This window comes from Variovorax sp. GW821-FHT10B04 (assembly GCF_059415645.1).
The window spans coordinates 66795-84058 of sequence record NZ_JBWKNQ010000017.1; the positions used below are offsets into that span (position 1 = coordinate 66795).

Here is a 17264-nt window from a genome sequence, read left to right on the forward strand (position 1 = left end):
GCAGCGGCGGTGCCGACGTCATCACGACCGGCAGCGGCGACAAGCTCGTCTTCGGCGGCGTGGGCGGCGACACCATCCGGATGGGCGAGGGCGCGACGACCACCGGCATCGTCATCGGGGACAACGGCCACGTGCAGCTCGACCCGACCGCCAGCTTCGCGCTGGAAATCGCGAGCGACGACTACCTCACGGTTCCGGCCGTGCCTGCCCTGCAAGGTGGCCTGGGCGGCAACGACACCGTCGTGACGGGCAATGGCGACCACCTCGTCATCGGCGGCTTCGGGAGCGACGCGGTCACGACCGGCAACGGCACGGACATCGTGTTCGGCGACAACGCCACGGTGACCTTCAACGCGCAGGGCGTGGCCGTCAAGCTCGACGCCAGCAGCGACGTGGAAGCCAGCGGCGGCGCGGACACCATCGTCGTCGGCAACGGCGACAAGACCGTCATCGGCGGCGTGGGCGCGGACGGCATCCGTGCGGGCAACGGCAACGGCACCTTCATCGGCGACAACGGCATCGTGACGCTGGACGCGACCGGTGCCATGCTGCAGACGATCGAGAGCACCGGCTACCTGGCCGGCCTCGGCGGCAACGACAGCATCACGGCCGGCAATGGGAACCACGTCGTGCTGGGCGGCTACGGCAACGACACGATCACGACCGGCAGCGGCGTCGACACGGTCTTCGGCGACAACGGCGTGATCAGCTTCAACGCCCAGGGCGTGGCCGTGGCGCTGGACGCCCGCAGCGACCTCGAGGCCAGCGGCGGTGCCGACACCATCGTGGCTGCCGACGGCGACAAGAACGTGATCGGCGGCGTGGGCGGCGACCGCATCACCGTGGGCAACGGCAACGCGGTCATCCTCGGCGACAACGGCCTGGTGAGCTTCGACGCGGCCGGGGCGCTAATCCGGCGCATCGAAAGCACCGGCTACCTCGCCGGCCTCGGCGGCGACGACATCGTCACAGCGGGCGACGGCAACCACTTCGTGATCGGCGGCTACGGCAAGGACACGCTCACGACCGGCAACGGCCGGGACTACATCCTGGGCGACAACGGCAGCATCGTGCTGAATGCAGCCGGCCGCGTGACGGCGATGGATTCCAGCGTCGACACGCAGGCCAGCGGCGGCGACGACACCATCCAGGCATCGAACGGCGACAAGCTGGTGATTGCGGGCGTCGGCGCGGACAGCGTCACCGCGGGCAACGGCAACGGCGTCGTCCTGGGTGACAACGGCACCGTGGCGTTCGATGCGGCGGGCCTCGTCCTGCAGCGGATCGAGAACACGGGCTACCTGGCCGAACTGGGCGGCAACGACGTCATCGCCACCGGCGACGGCAACCACGTCGTCATGGGCGGCTACGGCAGCGACCACATCGCGACCGGCACCGGTACCGACACGCTCTTCGGCGACAACGGCGTGATCAGCTTCAACGCCCAGGGCGTGGCCGTGCTGCTGGACGCCAGCAGCGACCTCGAAGCCAGCGGTGGCGCGGACACCATCACCTCGGTCGATGGCCGCAAGAACGTGATCGGCGGCGTCGGCAGCGACACCATCTCGCTGGGCAATGGCGACGGCGTCGTGCTCGGCGACAACGGCCTGGTGCGCTTCGATGCGGCGGGCGAACTGCTGCAGCGCTTCGAAAGCACCGGCTATCTGGGCGGCCTGGCCGGCCTGGGTGGCGACGACATCGTCGCGGCGGGCGACGGCAACCACTTCGTCATCGGCGGCTACGGCAAGGACACGCTCACGACCGGCAACGGCCGGGACTACATCCTGGGCGACAACGGCAGCATCGTGCTGAACGCGGCGGGCCGCGTGACGGCGATGGATTCCAGCGTCGACACGAAGGCCAGCGGTGGCGACGACGTCATCACGGCGCTCGATGGCGACAAGTTCGTCATCGGCGGCGTGGGCCACGACATCATCCGGATCGGGAACGGCAACGCGATCCTGCTGGGCGACGACGGCCATGTGATCTTCGACGCCGCGGGCCATGTGGCGCAGCTGATCGAGACGACCGACTACCTGGCCGGCCTGGGCGGCGACGACATCATCGAGGCCGGCAGCGGCACGCACGTCGTGCTGGGCGGCGTCGGCAACGACAGCATCCGCACGGTCGACGGCCACGACATCCTGCTGGGCGACAACGGCCGCGTCGTGCTCAATGCCACCGGCAGCGCGACGCTGATCGAGTCCTTCGACGACGTGGCAGCGAGCGGCGGTGACGACACCATCGTGTCGCAGGACGGCCCGAAGGTCGTGCTCGGCGGCTATGGCAGCGACGTGATCCGCCTGCGCGATGGCGACAGCGTGGTCTTCGGCGACAACGGCCGCCTGACCATCGACGACGCCGGCACCGTGCGCGACATGGTCAGCACCAACACGGCAGTCGGCGGCAACGACCGCGTGGTGGCCGGCAACGGCCGCGACGTGGTGATCGGCGGCATCGGCAACGACGATCTCCAGGCCGGTGACGGCGGCAACGTCATGCTGGGCGACAACGGCGAGATCACGCGCAACGCCAGCGGCGCCTACGTCGAAATCGTCACGACGCAGCCGCAGCTCGGCGGCGACGACCGGGTCGAGTCCGGCCATGGCGACGACGTCCTGTTCGGCGGCAACGGCAACGACGAGCTGTTCGGCAGCGACGGCTTCAACATCGTGATCGGCGACAACGCGCAGGTGCTGTACGAGAACGGCCGGGTGGCGCTGGCCCAGACCATCGACCTCTACCAGGGCGGCAACGACATCCTGCATGGCGGCAACAACCTGAGCATCCTGTTCGGCGGCGTCGGCAGCGACCTGCTGTATGGCTCGTTCACCAACGATGTGATGGCCGGCGACTACGCGGCCATCACCTTCGAAGGCAACAAGGCGGTGTCGCTGGTGCGCTTCGGCTGGGCCGGGAATTCGCCCGACCTGATCGCGCGTGCGCAGGACGTGGTCTACACGCCGCTGTTCGACGCGGGTCGCGAGCCCGATGCCGAGGTCGGCAGCCCGTCGATGCAGGCACGCATGACCGAGCTGCTCGCCAGCATCGCCGCGCCGCAGCTGCAGGCCGGTGCCGCGGTCGAGTTCAGCCTGCGGCCGACGGAACTGGTTTCGAGCCAGGGCGCGGCCGACGACGCGCAGATGGCGGCGAACCGTGCAGCCGCCGAAGCCGAGAACGCCGGCCCGGGCGAAGGCCCGATGGTGCCGCCGCTGCCGGACGTGCCGGCCACCGAAGGCGGCGCGGTCATGGGCCCCGTCGGCAGAGGGGCGTCCGCTGCGGCGCTGGTGGCGCCGCGTCCCGCTGGCCCCGCGGTCGGCGGCGATGCGGGCGTCGCCGAAGAGGCGGCCATGTCGGCATCCACATCCACATCGCTCGGCGACATCGCAATGGCCGGCCTGGTCGGCGCCGGTGCCTGGAAGATCCGTGGCAAGTCGCCGGCCAAGGGCGCCGCGATGCGCTTCGACCTGCGCACCGGCCAGTGGCTGGATGCGGATGCGGGCGCCGCGACGGGCCGTGCGCGCGGCGCGCCGGCGGTCCAGTGGGACGCCGCCGCCAGCGAAGAAACGGAGACGACCCCCTGACAATCCGCACCCAGAGACATCGAACAGGAACGACAGAGCATGTTGAAGAATGACAGCAACGGCGTGGCCGCTGTGCCCACTTCGCCGGTCGCGCCGGTCGCCAGCAGCGTCCCGATCGCGCCGCGATGGGACGACGCGGCGCCCCACGGCGTGCCGGCGACGTTGTGCGAGGTGAGCGGCACCGACGCCGTGATCACGCTCCTGTTCGGTCGCCGACCGGCATCGTCCGCCGGAGACGCAGCCGGCCCCGCGCTGTCGCACCGCATCGCATTGACGCCTTTCGCCGCCAAGCGCCTGGCCCAGACGCTGGCCCGAGGCGTCGAAGACTACGAGCAGCGTTTCGGCGCCATCCCGCCGGCATGACGTCGCAGGCGCTCTGGAATCGCCTGGCCGACGCCACGGCGACCGATGCCGTGGTGGCCGACCCGCAGCAGTTCAATGCCACCTGGCTCGCGCTGCAGGCCGGGCAGATCGACGGTGCCACGCAGGCGGTGCTGGTGCTCGGCCCGCCCGACACCGGCCCGTTCCTGCCGGCTGCGTTCTGGCCGGTCGGGCGTGCCGCCACCGAGCTTCTGGCAGAGGTGGCCGATCTGGCGCTGGAAGCCCGTCAGCCGACGGCGTTGCAGCGCGACGGCGAGTCCGCCATCGCCTACCCGATCATGCTGGGCACGCACCTGCACGGGCTGGTTGCGCTGCAGGCCGCCACGCGCGGCGACGCTGCCGTCCAGCAGGCCATCCGGCAACTGCAGTGGGGCGTGCAGGGCATCGAGGCGGCCTTGCTGCGCCGGCAGTCGCTGCACGAGCAGGCCACGCGCGAGCGCCTGATGTCCACGCTGGACCTGGTCGCCTCCGCGATGGCCGAGCAGAAGTTCTCGGCCGCCGCGCACGCGCTGGTGACCGAGCTGGCGATCCGGCTCGATTGCGACCGCGTGAGCGTGGGCTTTCGCCGCCGCACGCACACGCGGATCGACGCCGTGTCGCACACCGCGCAGATCGGCCAGCGCATGGACCTGATCCGCGCGATCGGCAGCGCGATGGACGAGGCGATCGACCAGAAATCGCCGCTCCGGATGCCCGCACCGGCCGCGCAGGCGCTGGTGGTCCGCGACCATGCGGCGCTGGCCCGCCAGCATGGGAGCGACTGCATCCTGACGGTGCCTTTCGTGACGGTCGAAGGCATCTGTGGCGCCTTCACCTTCGAGCGCCCGGGCGACCGGCCTTTCCTGCCGCAGGAGGTCGAGCTGTGCCAGGCGGTCGTGGCCCTGTGCAGCCGCGTGCTGGAAGAAAAGCGGCTGAACGACCGCCTGCTGGTTGCACGCCTCGCGGACCTCGCACGCGAACAGCTCGCGCGCTTCATCGGGCCGCGCTACTTCGGGCGCAAGCTGGCCGCCGCCATGACCTTGCTGCTGGTGGTCTTCTTCTGCGTGGCCGGCAGCCGCTATCACGTGGGCGCCAACGCCTCGCTGGAGGGCGCGGTGCGCCGGGTGCTGGTGGTGCCTTACGACGGCTACATCGAGACGGCCGGCCAACGCGCGGGCGACGTGGTCAAGGCCGGCGCCGTGCTGGCCACGCTCGACCGGCGCGACCTGCAGCTCGAATACCTGCGCTGGGCCAGCCAGGCCGACCAGTACGCCAACCAGTACCAGGAGGCGCTGGCCAAGTCGGACCGCGTGCAGGTCAACGTCACGCTCACGCAGGTGGAGCAGGCCAAGGCGCAGATGGCGCTGCTGGGCGAGCAGATCGCGCGGGCCAGCATCACGGCGCCGTTCGACGGCATCGTGGTCAGCGGCGATCTGTCGCAGTCGCTGGGCGGCGCGGTGAAACGCGGCCAGACGCTCTTCGAGATCGCGCCGCTGAACGAATACCGCGTCATCCTCGAAGTCGACGAGAGCGACATCGCCGACGTGCGCGAAGGACTGCCGGGCGAGCTGATGCTCAGTTCGCTGCCGGGCGAGGTCTTTCCGCTGGCCATCGGACACCTGACGCCGGTGACCACCTCGCACGAAGGCCGCACCTTCTTCCGTGTCGAGGCGGCGGTCGGCCAGGCGAGCGACCGGCTGCGCCCCGGCATGGAAGGCGTCGGCAAGATCGACGTGGGCGAGCGCAAGCTGATCTGGCAGTGGACGCACAAGATGCTGGACTGGTTCCGCCTGGCGTTCTGGTCCTGGGTGTAGGCGCCGCATGGCCGAGTCCCTCTACAGCGAATCGTGGTACCGGGTGGCGCACGTGCGCCCGCGGCTGCGCAGCCATGCGCAGATCCATCGGCACGTCTATCGCGGCGGCATCTGGTACGTGCTGCAGGACCATGCCAGCGGACGCTTCCACCGCTTCACGCCGGTCGCCAACCTGGTCATCGGCCTCATGGACGGCAAGCGCACGATGCAGGAGATCTGGGACCTGGCGAGCGAGCGCCTGGGCAACGAGGTGCCGTCGCAGGAAGAGATCATCAAGCTGCTGTCCGACCTGCACCGGGCCGACGTGCTGCGCAGCGACGCGCCACCGGACATCCGCGAGCAACACGAGCGCCGCAGCAAGCACCTGAAGCAGCGCATCAGGCAGTACATCGGCAACCCGATGTCGCTGCGCTTCCCGCTGTTCGACCCGGACCGCGCATTGACGCGCCTGATGCCCTGGGTGCGGCCGCTGTTCGGCTGGTTCGGCGCGGCGCTGTGGTGCGGCGCGGTGCTGACGGCGATCGTGCTGGCCGCGATGCACTGGAAGGCGTTCTCGGACGGCATGCTCGACCGCGTGTTCTCGGTCGAGAACGTGCTGCTGATGTGGCTGCTGTTCCCGCTGGTGAAGATCCTGCACGAGCTCGGCCATGCCTTTGCGATCAAGGCACGGGGCGGGGAGGTGCACGAGATGGGCGTCATGCTGCTGTTGCTGATGCCCATTCCGTACGTCGACGCGTCGTCCGCCTCGGCCTTCGAGGACAAGCGATGGCGCATGCTCGTGGGGGCCGCCGGCATGCTGACCGAGCTGTTCATCGCCGCCGTCGCGATGATCGCCTGGGTCTACCTGGAGCCGGGCACCGACCGCGCGGTGGCCTACAACGTCATCCTGATCACCGGCATCTCGACGCTGCTGTTCAACGGCAATCCGTTCCTGCGCTACGACGGCTACTACATCCTGTCGGACTGGCTGGAGATTCCGAACCTTGGCCAGCGCGCCAACGACTATCTCGGCTACCTGATCAACCGGTATCTGTTCGCGGTCGACAAGGTGCATTCGCCGGTGGTGGCCGCCGGCGAGCGGCGCTGGTTCGTCTTCTACAGCATCACCTCGTTCTTCTACCGGATGTTCATGATGTTCACCATCGTGCTGCTGGTGGCGAGCAAGTTCTTCGTCTTCGGCGTGCTGATGGCGATCTGGTCGATCTACAACATGCTGGTGCAGCCGCTGGCCCGCAAGCTGGGCTATCTCTTGAACAGCCCGAAGCTGCAACGGCGCCGCGGCCGGGCGCTGGTGGTCAGCAGCGCGGCGGTGCTGGTGGCGGCGCTGCTGCTGTTCGTGCTGCCGGCGCCGTCCTTTACCCGCAGCGAAGGCGTAGTGTGGGCACCCGACGAGGCGCAGGTGCGCGCCAACGTCGACGGCTTCGTCACCCGGGTGGCGGCCTCGCCCGGCCAGCAGGTGCGCAAGGGCGACTTGCTGGTGCAGTGCGAAGACCCGGAACTCATCGCCCGCCTGGCCGTGCTCCAGGCCGAGCTGGCCGGGATCGGCGCCAAGTACAACGCCGCGCTCGGCGCCAACCGGGTGCAGGCCGACATCCTGCTGCAGCAGATGGCGCACGCGCGGGTGGCTGTCGATCTGGCGCAGAAGCGGCTGGCCGAGATCGAGGTGCGCAGCCCGGGCAACGGCACCTTCGTGGTGGCCGACGTGCAGAACATGCCCGGCCGCTTCGTGCAGCGCGGCGAACTGCTGGCCTATGTCACCGACGACGGGCCGGCCACGGTGCGGGTGGTGATCCCGCAGGTCAATGCGGACAAGATCCGCCAGGGCTCCCGCCGCGTCGAGGTGCGTCCGGTCGACCAACCCGCGGCCATCGTGCCGGCGCAGGTGCTGCGCGAGGTGCCGGGCGCGACCAGCCAGTTGCCCAGCATGACGCTGAGCCTCCAGGGCGGCGGCCGGATCGGCCTGGACCCGTCGGCGGCGCAGGGCGAGCCGAAGACCTTGCAGAAGCTGTTCGTGCTCGATCTGCAACTGCCCGTGGGCGTCCGCATGGACAAGCTCGGCAGCCGCGTCTACGTGCGCTTCGAACATGCGCCGGAGCCGATCGGGCTGCAGTGGTATGCGGCGGCCCGTCGGCTGTTCCTCCGGACCTTCAATGTCTAGCGGCGTCGCAGCTTTCGACGACGTCTACCCCGAGCGTCCGGAGCTCCGCGGCGACCTGCTGCTCGACCGGCTGGGCGATGCGGTCGTCGGCCGCATCGCGCGCAGGCTGCGTGCGCGCCCGCAACGGGTGCGCGCCATCGTGCGGCAGGTGCAGCCCTTCGAGGCCGAGATGCGTGCGCTCGATGCGGACGGCCTGCGCGAAACGGCGCGCGAGCTCACGCGCCAATTGCGCCGCGAGGGCTTGAAGGACGCGCTGGTGGCGCATGCCTTCGCGCTGGTGCGCGAGACGTCCGACCGCATCCTCGGCATGCGGCACTTCGACACGCAGCTGATCGGCGGCTGGGTGCTGCTGCAGGGCATGGTCGCCGAGATGGAGACCGGCGAGGGCAAGACGCTGACGGCCACGCTGCCGGCCTGTACCGCGGCACTGGCCGGGCAGCCGGTGCACGTGATCACCGTGAACGACTACCTGGTCGAACGCGACCATGCGCTGATGCGGCCGGTCTATGCGGCACTGGGCATCAGTTCGGCAGCCGTGACGTCCGACATGACGCACGCGCAGCGGCAACTGGCCTATGCCTGCGACGTCGTCTATTGCACCAACAAGACGGTGGTCTTCGACTACCTGCGCGACCGCATCGTGCTCGGTGCGCAGGCCGACTCGCTGCACCTCAAGCTCGAGAAGATCTACGGCGGCGGCGAAAGCGCTGGCGAGGGCGGCCAGCCGACGCGCGTCAGCCGGCTGCTGTTGCGCGGGCTGAGCTATGCCATCGTCGACGAGGCCGACAGCGTGCTGGCCGACGAGGCGGGCACGCCGCTGATCATCTCGGCCGAGGTCTCGTCGCCCGGCGAGGCGCAACTGGCCGCGCAGGCCATCGCGCTGGCACGCCAACTGGTCGAAGGCGAGCACTTCGACGTGATCGCCGGCGAGCGCCGTATCGAGATGCGCGAGTCCGGCCATCGGCAGGCGATCGAGCTGAGCGCATCGCTGGGCGGCGTCTGGGCGCTGACGCTGCGGCGCGAAGAGCTGGTCTCGCAGGCGCTGACGGCGCTGCACCTGTTCGCACGCGACGAGCAGTACCTGCTGCGCGACGGAAAGATCCAGGTGATCGACGAGTTCACAGGCCGCGTCATGGCCGACCGGTCCTGGGGTCAGGGTCTGCATCAGCTGATCGAGGTGAAGGAGGGCTGCGAGGTGACGGCCCGGCGCGAGCCGCTGGCGCGCATCAGCTACCAGCGCTTCTTTCGCCGCTACCGGCTGCTGTCCGGCATGAGCGGCACCGCATCCGAAGTGGCCGGCGAGCTGGGCGGCATCTATGGCCTGGCGGTGGTCAAGGTGCCGACCCACCGGCCCAGCCGGCGCCGCACGCTGGCCGACCGCGTGGTCGAGACCGATGCGCAGAAGTGGGACGCCGTGATGGCGCGCGTGCTCCAGCACCATGGGCGTGGCGCCCCGGTCCTCGTCGGCACGCGCTCGGTGGTGTCGTCGGAAACGCTGGCGGCATTGCTGGCGGCGCGCGGCATCGGCCATCAGGTGCTCAACGCCAGGCAGGACAGCGCCGAGGCCGAGGTGATCGCGGAAGCCGGGCAGTGCGGCCGCATCACCATCGCCACCAACATGGCCGGGCGTGGCACCGACATCAAGATCGCGCCCGACGCGGTGGCGCTGGGCGGGCTGCACGTGATCCTGACCGAGCGCCACGAGGCCGGCCGGATCGACCGGCAGATCGCGGGGCGCTGTGCGCGCCAGGGCGACCCGGGCCACGTCGAGGCGATCCTGTCGCTGCAGGACGCGCTGGTCGCGCCGCACGCGCATGGCATGCCGGGCATGGCCGTGCGCCGGCTCGCGGCCGCGTGGAGCGCGCGCAAGGACACCATCTATGCGCGCTGGATGCGGCGCCTGCAGCGGCGCACCGAGCGCCTGCAGTCGCGCATGCGCAAAGGACTGCTCAAGTCCGACCGCCAGATGGGCGACATCCTGTCGTTCTCCGGCCGCGCGGAATAACCGCGCCGCGCCGATCAAGATTCAAGAAAGACACCATGCATCACCTTCGTTCCCGCCGCGTCGCGACCCTGCTGGCCATGGCCGGGCTCGCCGTCGCCTGCACGGCTGCGATGGCCGCCGACAAGCCGCCGGCCGTCATGGCCGTGCCGGCGCCGGTGCCCAATCTCCTGCCGGGCGCCCGGCAACCCGCGGCCGGTGGCAACCCGGCCGCCACACCGGTGGCCGCCGTGCCGCTGAGCGGCAATCGCAGCAAGAAGATCGGCGACGACATGGAATGCCTGCTCGAACCTTCGCTGGTCGCCAACGTCGGCAGCCCGGTCGAAGGGACACTGAGCCAGGTGCTGGTCGACCGCGGCGCCAACGTGCGCAAGGGCCAGGTGGTGGCGCGCCTGAATTCCTCCGTGGAGAGCGCGACGGTCACGCTGCGCGCGGCGCAGGAAGCCTTCGGACAGCGCAAGGTGCAGCGCAACGAGGACCTCTACAAGAAGGAACTGATTTCCGCCAGCGAGAAGGACGAACTGGAAACACAGACCCGGCTGGCCACGCTGGAGCGCAAGCAGCAGGAAGAGATCCTTGCCCTGCGCACCATCACGAGCCCGCTCAACGGCGTGGTCGTCGAACGCTTCCTGTCGCCGGGCGACCATGTCTCGCAGGAGAAGATCCTCAAGCTGGCGCAGATCGATCCGCTGCACGTCGAGGTGATCGTGCCGGTGGAGCTGTTCGGCGCCATCGGCACCGGCATGAAGGGTACGGTGCAGCTCGGCGCCATGATGGGCGGCAGCTACATCGCCACCGTCAAGGTGGTGGACCGCGTGATCGATGCCGCCAGCGGCACCTTCGGCGTGCGGCTCGAGCTGCCGAACCCCGGCAACCGGATTCCGGCGGGCATGCGCTGCAACGTGCGCTTCGGCAAATAGGTTCGCGGCCGTGGTCGATTCCCTGCCCCAGCGTCCGACCCGGCCACCGTGGCGCGTGGTCGCCGTGGCTGCACCGATCGGCGGCGGCAAGTCGGCGCTGGTCGACGGCCTGGCTGCAGCGCTGGGCGGAGCGCCGACCCTGCGCTTCGACGACTACGAGAACGCCACCCGGCAATCGGTGGGCGCGCTCGGAGCCTGGCTGGCCGAGGGCGCCGATTTCGACCGCTTGCAGGCGCCGGGCCTCGCCGATGCATTGCGCGTGCTGCGCGCCCGCAGCGATGCGGTGCCGGTGCCCATCGTCTTCGAGATGCCGCTGGGCCGCGCCTGGACGGCCACCGCGGCGGACATCGACCTGCTGGTCTGGGTCGACGTGCCGCTGGACATCGCCCTGGCGCGACGCGTGCGCGACATCTGCGGCGGGCTGTTGCAGCGCAACGCAACCGAGATGCGCAACGGCGTGGCCTGGCTGAACGACTACCTGTCGCACTACGCCGCCGTGCTGCATGGTGTGCTGCAGGCGCAGCGGCAGTCGGTGCGGCCGCAGGCCGATCTGGTGCTGGACGGGCGGCACGACGTCGGCACGCTGGTCGGGCAGGTCATGGCCTTCATGGCGCAGCGCCATGGCTGAGGTACGCATGGACGCCATGGATGCACGACTTGCGCTGCCGACCGAGGCATTGGCCCAGGCACGCGCGTACCTGTGCGTGGACGCCTTCATGGCCGACATGGCGGGCGCGACGGCGCTGTCGACCGCTTTCGAGACCGGCGTGGTGGACCACCTCGCCGAGCATCCTTCCAGCGGCGTGGCCGGCCTGCGCGACGCATTGGCGCTCGATGCACGCGGCCTGCAATTCCTGCTTGGGCTCTTGCGTGCCAATGGGGTGGTCGGCGGCGAACCCGATGCACCGACGCTGACGCCGGCGTTCCGCGCGGCGCTCGCTTTTCGCGACATCCTCGAAGCCAAGCTGTACTTCGCCAAGCTCGTCGCCCCCGACTTCGTGCAGTCGCTGACGACCCTGCTCATGGCGCCGGCGCGCTTCGCCGAGCAGGCCCGCATCTTCAAGCTGTTTTCCTACCAGCACGCGCTGGCGTCGACGCCCGACAACCTCGCAAGGACGGCGCGCTGGATGCGGCTGACCACCGCGTTGACGCGCTACGAGGCGGCCGCCTGCATGGCCGTGCATGACTTCTCGCGCCACCGCCGGATGCTCGACGTGGGCGGCAACAGCGGCGAGTTCGCGCTGCGGCTGTGCCGCGCGCACACGGCGCTCGAAGCCACCGTGTACGACCTGCCGGTGGTCTGCGACATCGGCGCCGCGCATGTGGCCCGCGCGGCCGAGGCGGGCGAGGGCGCGCGCATCCGTTTCGTCCGGCGCGATCCTGCAGCACCGGCGCTGCCCGGAGGCCATGACCTGATCACCTTCAAGTCCATGCTGCACGACTGGCCGGATGCCGAGATGGCGGACTTTTTGCGCAGGGCGCACGACGCGTTGGCACCGGGCGGCATGCTGCTGATCTTCGAGCGCCGGCAGCTCGCGGACGACACGCGCGCACTGCCGCTGCCTTTCGGCCAGCTGCCGCTGATGCTGTTCTTCCGCTCGTACCGCGCGCCGCAGGCTTATGGCGCACAGTTGTCGGCGCTTGGCTTCCGATCGATCACCATCACCGAGGTGCTGCTCGACATGCCCTTCATCCTCATCACCGCTACGCGGCCAAGGCCATGACCGCATTCCACACACCGCTGCCGCTGGAGCGGGTCGAGGCCGGCGAGCTCCAGGTCGACTACTGCCTGTGGGCGTACACGCCGCCATCGCCGGCCGAGGGCAAGCTGCGATCGATCAACCTGCTCCACAACAGCCTGGCGAGCGAGAACATGGGGCCTCGTGCGGCCGAACTCATCGCGGCGGTGCGCCGGGCCTTCGGTCCGCAACGCACCGTCTGGGGCGTCAAGCGGGAGGAGGGGAGTGCGGGCGGCATCAGCTGGGAACTCTATGTCTACGACTACGCGCGCCGACAGCGCAGCCGCTCGGTCACCCGGCTGCTGGAGGTCATCCGGCCCTGGGTCGCGTCGCCTTTGTCGATCAACGAGGCGCGCGACTACTTCATGTTCTCGATCGACCTCGACCGTGCCGTGCTCGACGAAGGGCGCCCGCTGGAAGCGCTGCAGATGTACATCGGCAACGTGGGCAGCACGGTGTCGTCCGGCATCTGCTACGAGGTGACGCCGAGGGCGGTGACGATGAAGAACTTCTACTTCTTCTTCGACGCGCGCACGCAGATCCGCGAGATCGTCGACAAGGTGCGCTCGTCCGCCTATCTCGACCTCGCGCATTTCGACATCGACACGGTGCTGTGGCCGGAGTTGCGCCGATGCCAGACCATCGTCGTCGCCAACAAGCGGCACCACGACGGCGTCTATTTTTCGCGCATCACCATCGACCAGTTGCTGTTCTTCCTGCGCCGGATGGGCTTCCCGGCGGCGCAGATCGAATTCGCGGAAAAGCACCGGGCCGAACTGAACCATCTGCTCTACGACGTCGGCATCGACTACCGCATGGAAGACGGCCGGCTGAAGGTGATCAAGAGCGCATACTACGGCGCGTTCTAGACGCACAGAACTGCACAGGACAAGACCCCATGGGTGTTTTCGACCACACGCAATACGTCTCGATGACGATGGAATTCAGATGCAATCTGAAGTGCGTCCATTGCATGATCGAAGACACCATGGACCGGCTGGCACCGCAGACCCAGGCGCAGTTGCAGGCGCTGTGCGCCACCAACCTGATGCACCGCAAGTGGAAGGGCCTGATCCTCACGGGCTCGGAGATCACCCTCCACCGCGACCTGCCCGAATGGGTCCATATGGCGCGCAGTTCGGGCTTCGAGAAGATCCGCATCCAGACGCACGGCATGCGGCTGGGCAGCGAGGACTACTGCACCGAACTGGTCGAGGCCGGCGTCAACGAATTCTTCATCAGCGTGGCCGCCGCCGATGCCGAGACGCACGACGGCATCACCACGGTGCGCGGTTCCTTCGACAAGACGCTGCGCGGCCTGGAGATCCTCGACCGCACGCCGGGCGTCGTGACCATCACCAACACCGTGGTGACAGAGCGCAGCTACCGCCAGTTGCCGGCGCTCGTTGCGCGGCTCGCGCACCTCAGGCAGCTGGCCCAGATGGAGTTCTGGTTCTACTTTCCGATGAGCGAGCAGGATGACAAGGGGCTCGTCGCATCGCACATGGCGGCGCTGCCTTACCTGAAGCAGGCCATCGGAGATGCCCGTGTTTCGGGGCGCGGCATCGAGGTCAAGAACTTCCCGGAATGCCTGCTGGGCAGCGATGGTGCGATGCTGCACAACGACCAGCCGGAGCTCTACATCGACGATGCGTTCTGGGTGGAGTTCATGCGCAACGGCTTCTACCAGTGCGCCCACCGCGCCCGGTGTGCCTCGAAGCAATGCCTGGGGCTCAACACGGCCTACATCAAGAAGTTCGGCTGGCATGAGCGGGAGCTTTCGCCGCTATCGGGTGGGGTTCGTGCGCAGTCTGCAGTGTTGCCGAGGGGATAGAGCCGAACGGCGACTACGCCACGAGCACGCGCCAGACCAGCACCGTGTTGAGCGCAACGATGCAGGCGACGATCACACCGGCAATCCAGACGACGATGCGTGAATTCGCGAAGCTCCCCATGATCTCGCGGCGGCTGGTGAACCGGATGAGCGGCACCATGGCAAACGGCAACTGCAGGCTCAGGATGACCTGGCTCAGGAGCAGCAGCTTGGTGACGCCCGCTTCGCCGTAATTCAGCGTCACGAAGAAGGCCGGGATGATGGCCAGCGAACGGGTCAGCAACCGCCGCGCCCAAGGCGGCATCTTCAGCCGGATGAAGCCTTCCATCACGATCTGGCCTGCCAGGGTCGCGGTCACGGCAGAACTCAGGCCCGAGGCGAGGAGGGCGATACCGAAGACCGTACCCGCGATCGCGAAACCCGTCACCGGACCGAGCAATTCGCTCGCGTCCTGGAGGTCGGCGACTTCGTGCAGGCCGTTGGCGTGAAAGATGGCGCCGGCCGCGATCAGGATGGCGGCGTTGATGAAGAAGGCGATCAGCAGCGCGGAGACGATGTCGATCGTTGCAAAGCCGATGGCGCTGCGCTTGCCCGCATCGTCGCGTGGGAAGTCCCGGGTCTGCACGATCGAGGAATGCAGGTACAGGTTGTGAGGCATCACGGTGGCCCCGATGATGCCGATGGCGATGTACAGCATGCCCGGGTTGGTCACGGTCTCGCGTGTCGGCATGAAGCCGGCGAGAACGGCCGACCACTGCGGTTGTGCAACGACCAGGCTCATCCCGAAACAGGCGATCACCAGTGCCAGCATGCTCACGATGACCGATTCGAGGTACCGGAACCCTCGCTGCTGGAGCCACAGCACGAACAACACGTCGAGCACTGTCAGCGCGACGCCCCAAGGCATCGGCAAGCCGAACAGCAGCTTGAAGGCGACGGCGGTCCCGATCACCTCGGCGAGGTCGCAGGCGCATATGGCAATTTCACAGAACAGCCACTGCGGCAGCACGGTTCTGGGGGACGAGAACTTGCGGCTGGCCTGCGCGAGGTCCAGGCCCGAGGCGATGCCCAGGCGTGCCGAGAGCACCTGCAGGAAGATGGCCATGACGCTCGACATCGCCACGATCCAGAGAAGCGAATAGCCGTAGGCGGAGCCGCCGGCCAGGTCGGTCGCCCAGTTGCCCGGGTCCATGTAGCCAACGGCGACAAGGTAGCCGGGGCCGGCGAAACGCATCATCCGCTTCAGCCATGACGCGTTCAGCAGCACCGGAATTCGTTTCGTTGCCAATGGGCGTGCCACCATGGAAGAGGGCAGCTCCAGGGCTTCTTGTACGGGGGCTGACGAAGGTGGCACGGGGACTTCTCCAATCAGCAAAGGCTCAACCCGAAATCCATCCTGTCGCGCCGCTGCCCACGAGTGCAACCCCGAACAGGACGATGGCAAAACCGGTCCAGCGCCGAGCCTTTCTGACGGCGGGCCGCCAAGCGGCCTGCGGCGACAGCCTGACGGCGCCTTGTGCTTCGATGTGCATGACGTTTCCTTGATGCGTTCGATGTTCGGACAAGAGGCGCCGTGCTGCCGCGAACGGCGCACGGCACCGTCTCGTCATCAGGCAAAGGCGCTGCTCAGGCTCAAGGCCCCGTTGACGCCCGCGGGGAAGAAGCCGCCCTTGTTCACGGCGTCCTTGCTCAGGTAGACGATGTTGAGCACATCGCCGGGTGTCCGGCTGTAGGCGATGCCGTTGCTGTCCAGCGGCACGATGTTCGAGGTGTCGGACGTGCCGCTGATGCCCTGGTCGACGTCGCTGGAGCCGTCCAGCGAATCGCGTGCGTTGGAGATCGCATCGGCACCAGCGCGAAGGGAGGGCGTCGCCAGACCCTTGGAATAGAGCACCGTGCGCACCAGACCTGCGTGGTAGGCCTCCGCGGCGAGGATGCCGGCGGCCGCTTCCAGATAGGTCTTGTTCGAAATCAGCGGCGCGGCACCCTTGTAGGCCGTGACGCCCACGTCTTCGAAGATGAAGGCGCCCAGCAGAAAGGCCTCGTCGCTCGCGTAGGGGTCGAAGGCTTGACCCGGGCCCACCAGCCCCGCAGCCCGCGCAGCCGTCGAGAACGCACCGTTCGGATCGGTACCGCCGACGTCGATCTGCGGTTGCGCCACGGCAGCGCTGCCCAGTGCCGCGCGCAGGAAACGCACATGATCGGCCTCGTCCTTGGCAATCTCGCGCGCATAGGCGGCCACCACCGGATCCTTGAATGGAACGGCATGGCCGCCGATGACCATGCCGCGAGTGCCGGTGCCCGAAAGCTGGTCGTCGCTCAGGCCTTGGCCGAACACCGCGTATTGGTAGAACTGGGACTCGAGGTACTCGAGATTCAGGGCGAAGTTCAGGATGTCGACGTCGGATGGGCCAGGCGCCGTCTGGGCAACGGAGTCGCTGCCGCCGCCGCAGGCCGCGAGGATGGCGCCACCCGCCATGCCGACTGCAAAACCGCCGCTCTTGCGGAAGAACCGCCGCCTTTCCGCGAGTTTTTCGCTGCGCTGCTGCAAGATGTTCAATGTCAGGGGACTACCGAGCATGAGTTTCTCCTTGGCGACGCGCCTGCTGAAAGAGGACGACGTCACCGATGCCGCAAGAGACACTGAGCCACCAGGATCGGCGACGCAGCACGTCGAACAGTCACGACGCTCTCTTGCTTGAGCGGCAAGCGATGCCATCGTGCATGTCCTCACTACATACGCGCTGCCGATCCGTCGTGGATTCAGGCATTGCGGCACGTGCGGCGCAATGGAGCGTTGCTGATTTCGGCCTTCTTTGATTTAACATAATATACATTGTATAAATATCAAGG

Annotated in this window: 12 protein-coding genes (1 of these 12 only partly in view); 10 read left to right on the forward strand and 2 right to left on the reverse strand. The window is 68.3% G+C overall.

What is annotated here, in order from left to right; all coding sequences use genetic code 11:
• The 10 genes from AC07PZ_RS29440 to AC07PZ_RS29485 all read left to right on the forward strand — a co-directional run.
• Window positions 1-3584, forward strand: partial view of a DUF4347 domain-containing protein gene (locus tag AC07PZ_RS29440; protein ID WP_495298727.1) — the end only. The gene continues 26143 nt to the left of window position 1, outside the view; the window shows 3584 of its 29727 coding nt (coding positions 26144-29727); its start codon lies off the left edge, out of view; its stop codon occupies window positions 3582-3584.
• 39 nt (window positions 3585-3623) lie between these two features.
• Window positions 3624-3947: a DUF3467 domain-containing protein gene (locus AC07PZ_RS29445; RefSeq protein WP_495298728.1), complete on the forward strand. Its 324-nt coding sequence runs from the start codon at window positions 3624-3626 to the stop codon at window positions 3945-3947.
• Window positions 3944-5758, forward strand: a complete 1815-nt coding sequence (locus tag AC07PZ_RS29450) for a GAF domain-containing protein (RefSeq protein ID WP_495298729.1) — start codon at window positions 3944-3946, stop codon at window positions 5756-5758. Before AC07PZ_RS29445 ends, AC07PZ_RS29450 begins: the two co-directional genes overlap by 4 nt.
• A gap of 7 nt (window positions 5759-5765) precedes the next feature.
• A complete protein-coding gene (locus AC07PZ_RS29455; protein WP_495298730.1) occupies window positions 5766-7916 on the forward strand; it encodes a hypothetical protein in 2151 nt (716 codons plus the stop codon).
• Window positions 7909-9921: a preprotein translocase subunit SecA gene (locus tag AC07PZ_RS29460; protein WP_495298731.1), complete on the forward strand. Its 2013-nt coding sequence runs from the start codon at window positions 7909-7911 to the stop codon at window positions 9919-9921. The genes AC07PZ_RS29455 and AC07PZ_RS29460 overlap by 8 nt, the downstream gene beginning before the upstream one ends.
• Window positions 9922-9956: 35 nt before the next feature.
• A complete protein-coding gene (locus AC07PZ_RS29465; RefSeq protein ID WP_495298732.1) occupies window positions 9957-10838 on the forward strand; it encodes an efflux RND transporter periplasmic adaptor subunit in 882 nt (293 codons plus the stop codon).
• Window positions 10839-10848: 10 nt separating this feature from the next.
• Complete coding sequence (locus AC07PZ_RS29470; RefSeq protein ID WP_495298733.1) at window positions 10849-11466, forward strand: nucleoside/nucleotide kinase family protein; 618 nt, start codon at window positions 10849-10851, stop codon at window positions 11464-11466.
• The gene (locus AC07PZ_RS29475; RefSeq protein WP_495298734.1) at window positions 11459-12562 is read left to right on the forward strand and encodes a methyltransferase; all 1104 of its coding nucleotides are present in this window, start codon (window positions 11459-11461) and stop codon (window positions 12560-12562) included. The genes AC07PZ_RS29470 and AC07PZ_RS29475 overlap by 8 nt, the downstream gene beginning before the upstream one ends.
• On the forward strand, window positions 12559-13446 hold the full coding sequence (locus tag AC07PZ_RS29480) for a hypothetical protein (RefSeq protein ID WP_495298735.1): 888 nt from the start codon (window positions 12559-12561) through the stop codon (window positions 13444-13446). Before AC07PZ_RS29475 ends, AC07PZ_RS29480 begins: the two co-directional genes overlap by 4 nt.
• 68 nt (window positions 13447-13514) lie before the next feature.
• Window positions 13515-14411, forward strand: a complete 897-nt coding sequence (locus AC07PZ_RS29485; RefSeq protein WP_495298798.1) for a radical SAM protein — start codon at window positions 13515-13517, stop codon at window positions 14409-14411.
• Window positions 14412-14424: 13 nt separating this feature from the next.
• On the opposite strand, the gene AC07PZ_RS29490 is transcribed toward AC07PZ_RS29485, so the two are convergent.
• A complete protein-coding gene (locus AC07PZ_RS29490; RefSeq protein WP_495298736.1) occupies window positions 14425-16005 on the reverse strand; it encodes an Nramp family divalent metal transporter in 1581 nt (526 codons plus the stop codon).
• Window positions 16006-16020: 15 nt separating this feature from the next.
• Window positions 16021-16992 (reverse strand): ferritin-like domain-containing protein, encoded by a 972-nt coding sequence (locus tag AC07PZ_RS29495; RefSeq protein ID WP_495298737.1) that lies wholly within the window; start codon window positions 16990-16992, stop codon window positions 16021-16023.
• Window positions 16993-17264 lie beyond the last annotated feature (272 nt).

Excerpts from the sequence above, each read along its gene's own strand:
- AC07PZ_RS29445 (WP_495298728.1), top strand. The coding sequence starts at position 3,624 with ATGTTGAAGAATGACAGCAACGGCGTGGCCGCTGTGCCCACTTCGCCG.
- AC07PZ_RS29450 (WP_495298729.1), top strand. The coding sequence starts at position 3,944 with ATGACGTCGCAGGCGCTCTGGAATCGCCTGGCCGACGCCACGGCGACC.
- AC07PZ_RS29455 (WP_495298730.1), top strand. The coding sequence starts at position 5,766 with ATGGCCGAGTCCCTCTACAGCGAATCGTGGTACCGGGTGGCGCACGTG.
- AC07PZ_RS29460 (WP_495298731.1), top strand. The coding sequence starts at position 7,909 with ATGTCTAGCGGCGTCGCAGCTTTCGACGACGTCTACCCCGAGCGTCCG.
- AC07PZ_RS29465 (WP_495298732.1), top strand. The coding sequence starts at position 9,957 with ATGCATCACCTTCGTTCCCGCCGCGTCGCGACCCTGCTGGCCATGGCC.
- AC07PZ_RS29475 (WP_495298734.1), top strand. The coding sequence starts at position 11,459 with ATGGCTGAGGTACGCATGGACGCCATGGATGCACGACTTGCGCTGCCG.
- AC07PZ_RS29480 (WP_495298735.1), top strand. The coding sequence starts at position 12,559 with ATGACCGCATTCCACACACCGCTGCCGCTGGAGCGGGTCGAGGCCGGC.
- AC07PZ_RS29485 (WP_495298798.1), top strand. The coding sequence starts at position 13,515 with ATGGAATTCAGATGCAATCTGAAGTGCGTCCATTGCATGATCGAAGAC.
- AC07PZ_RS29495 (WP_495298737.1), bottom strand. The coding sequence starts at position 16,992 with ATGCTCGGTAGTCCCCTGACATTGAACATCTTGCAGCAGCGCAGCGAA.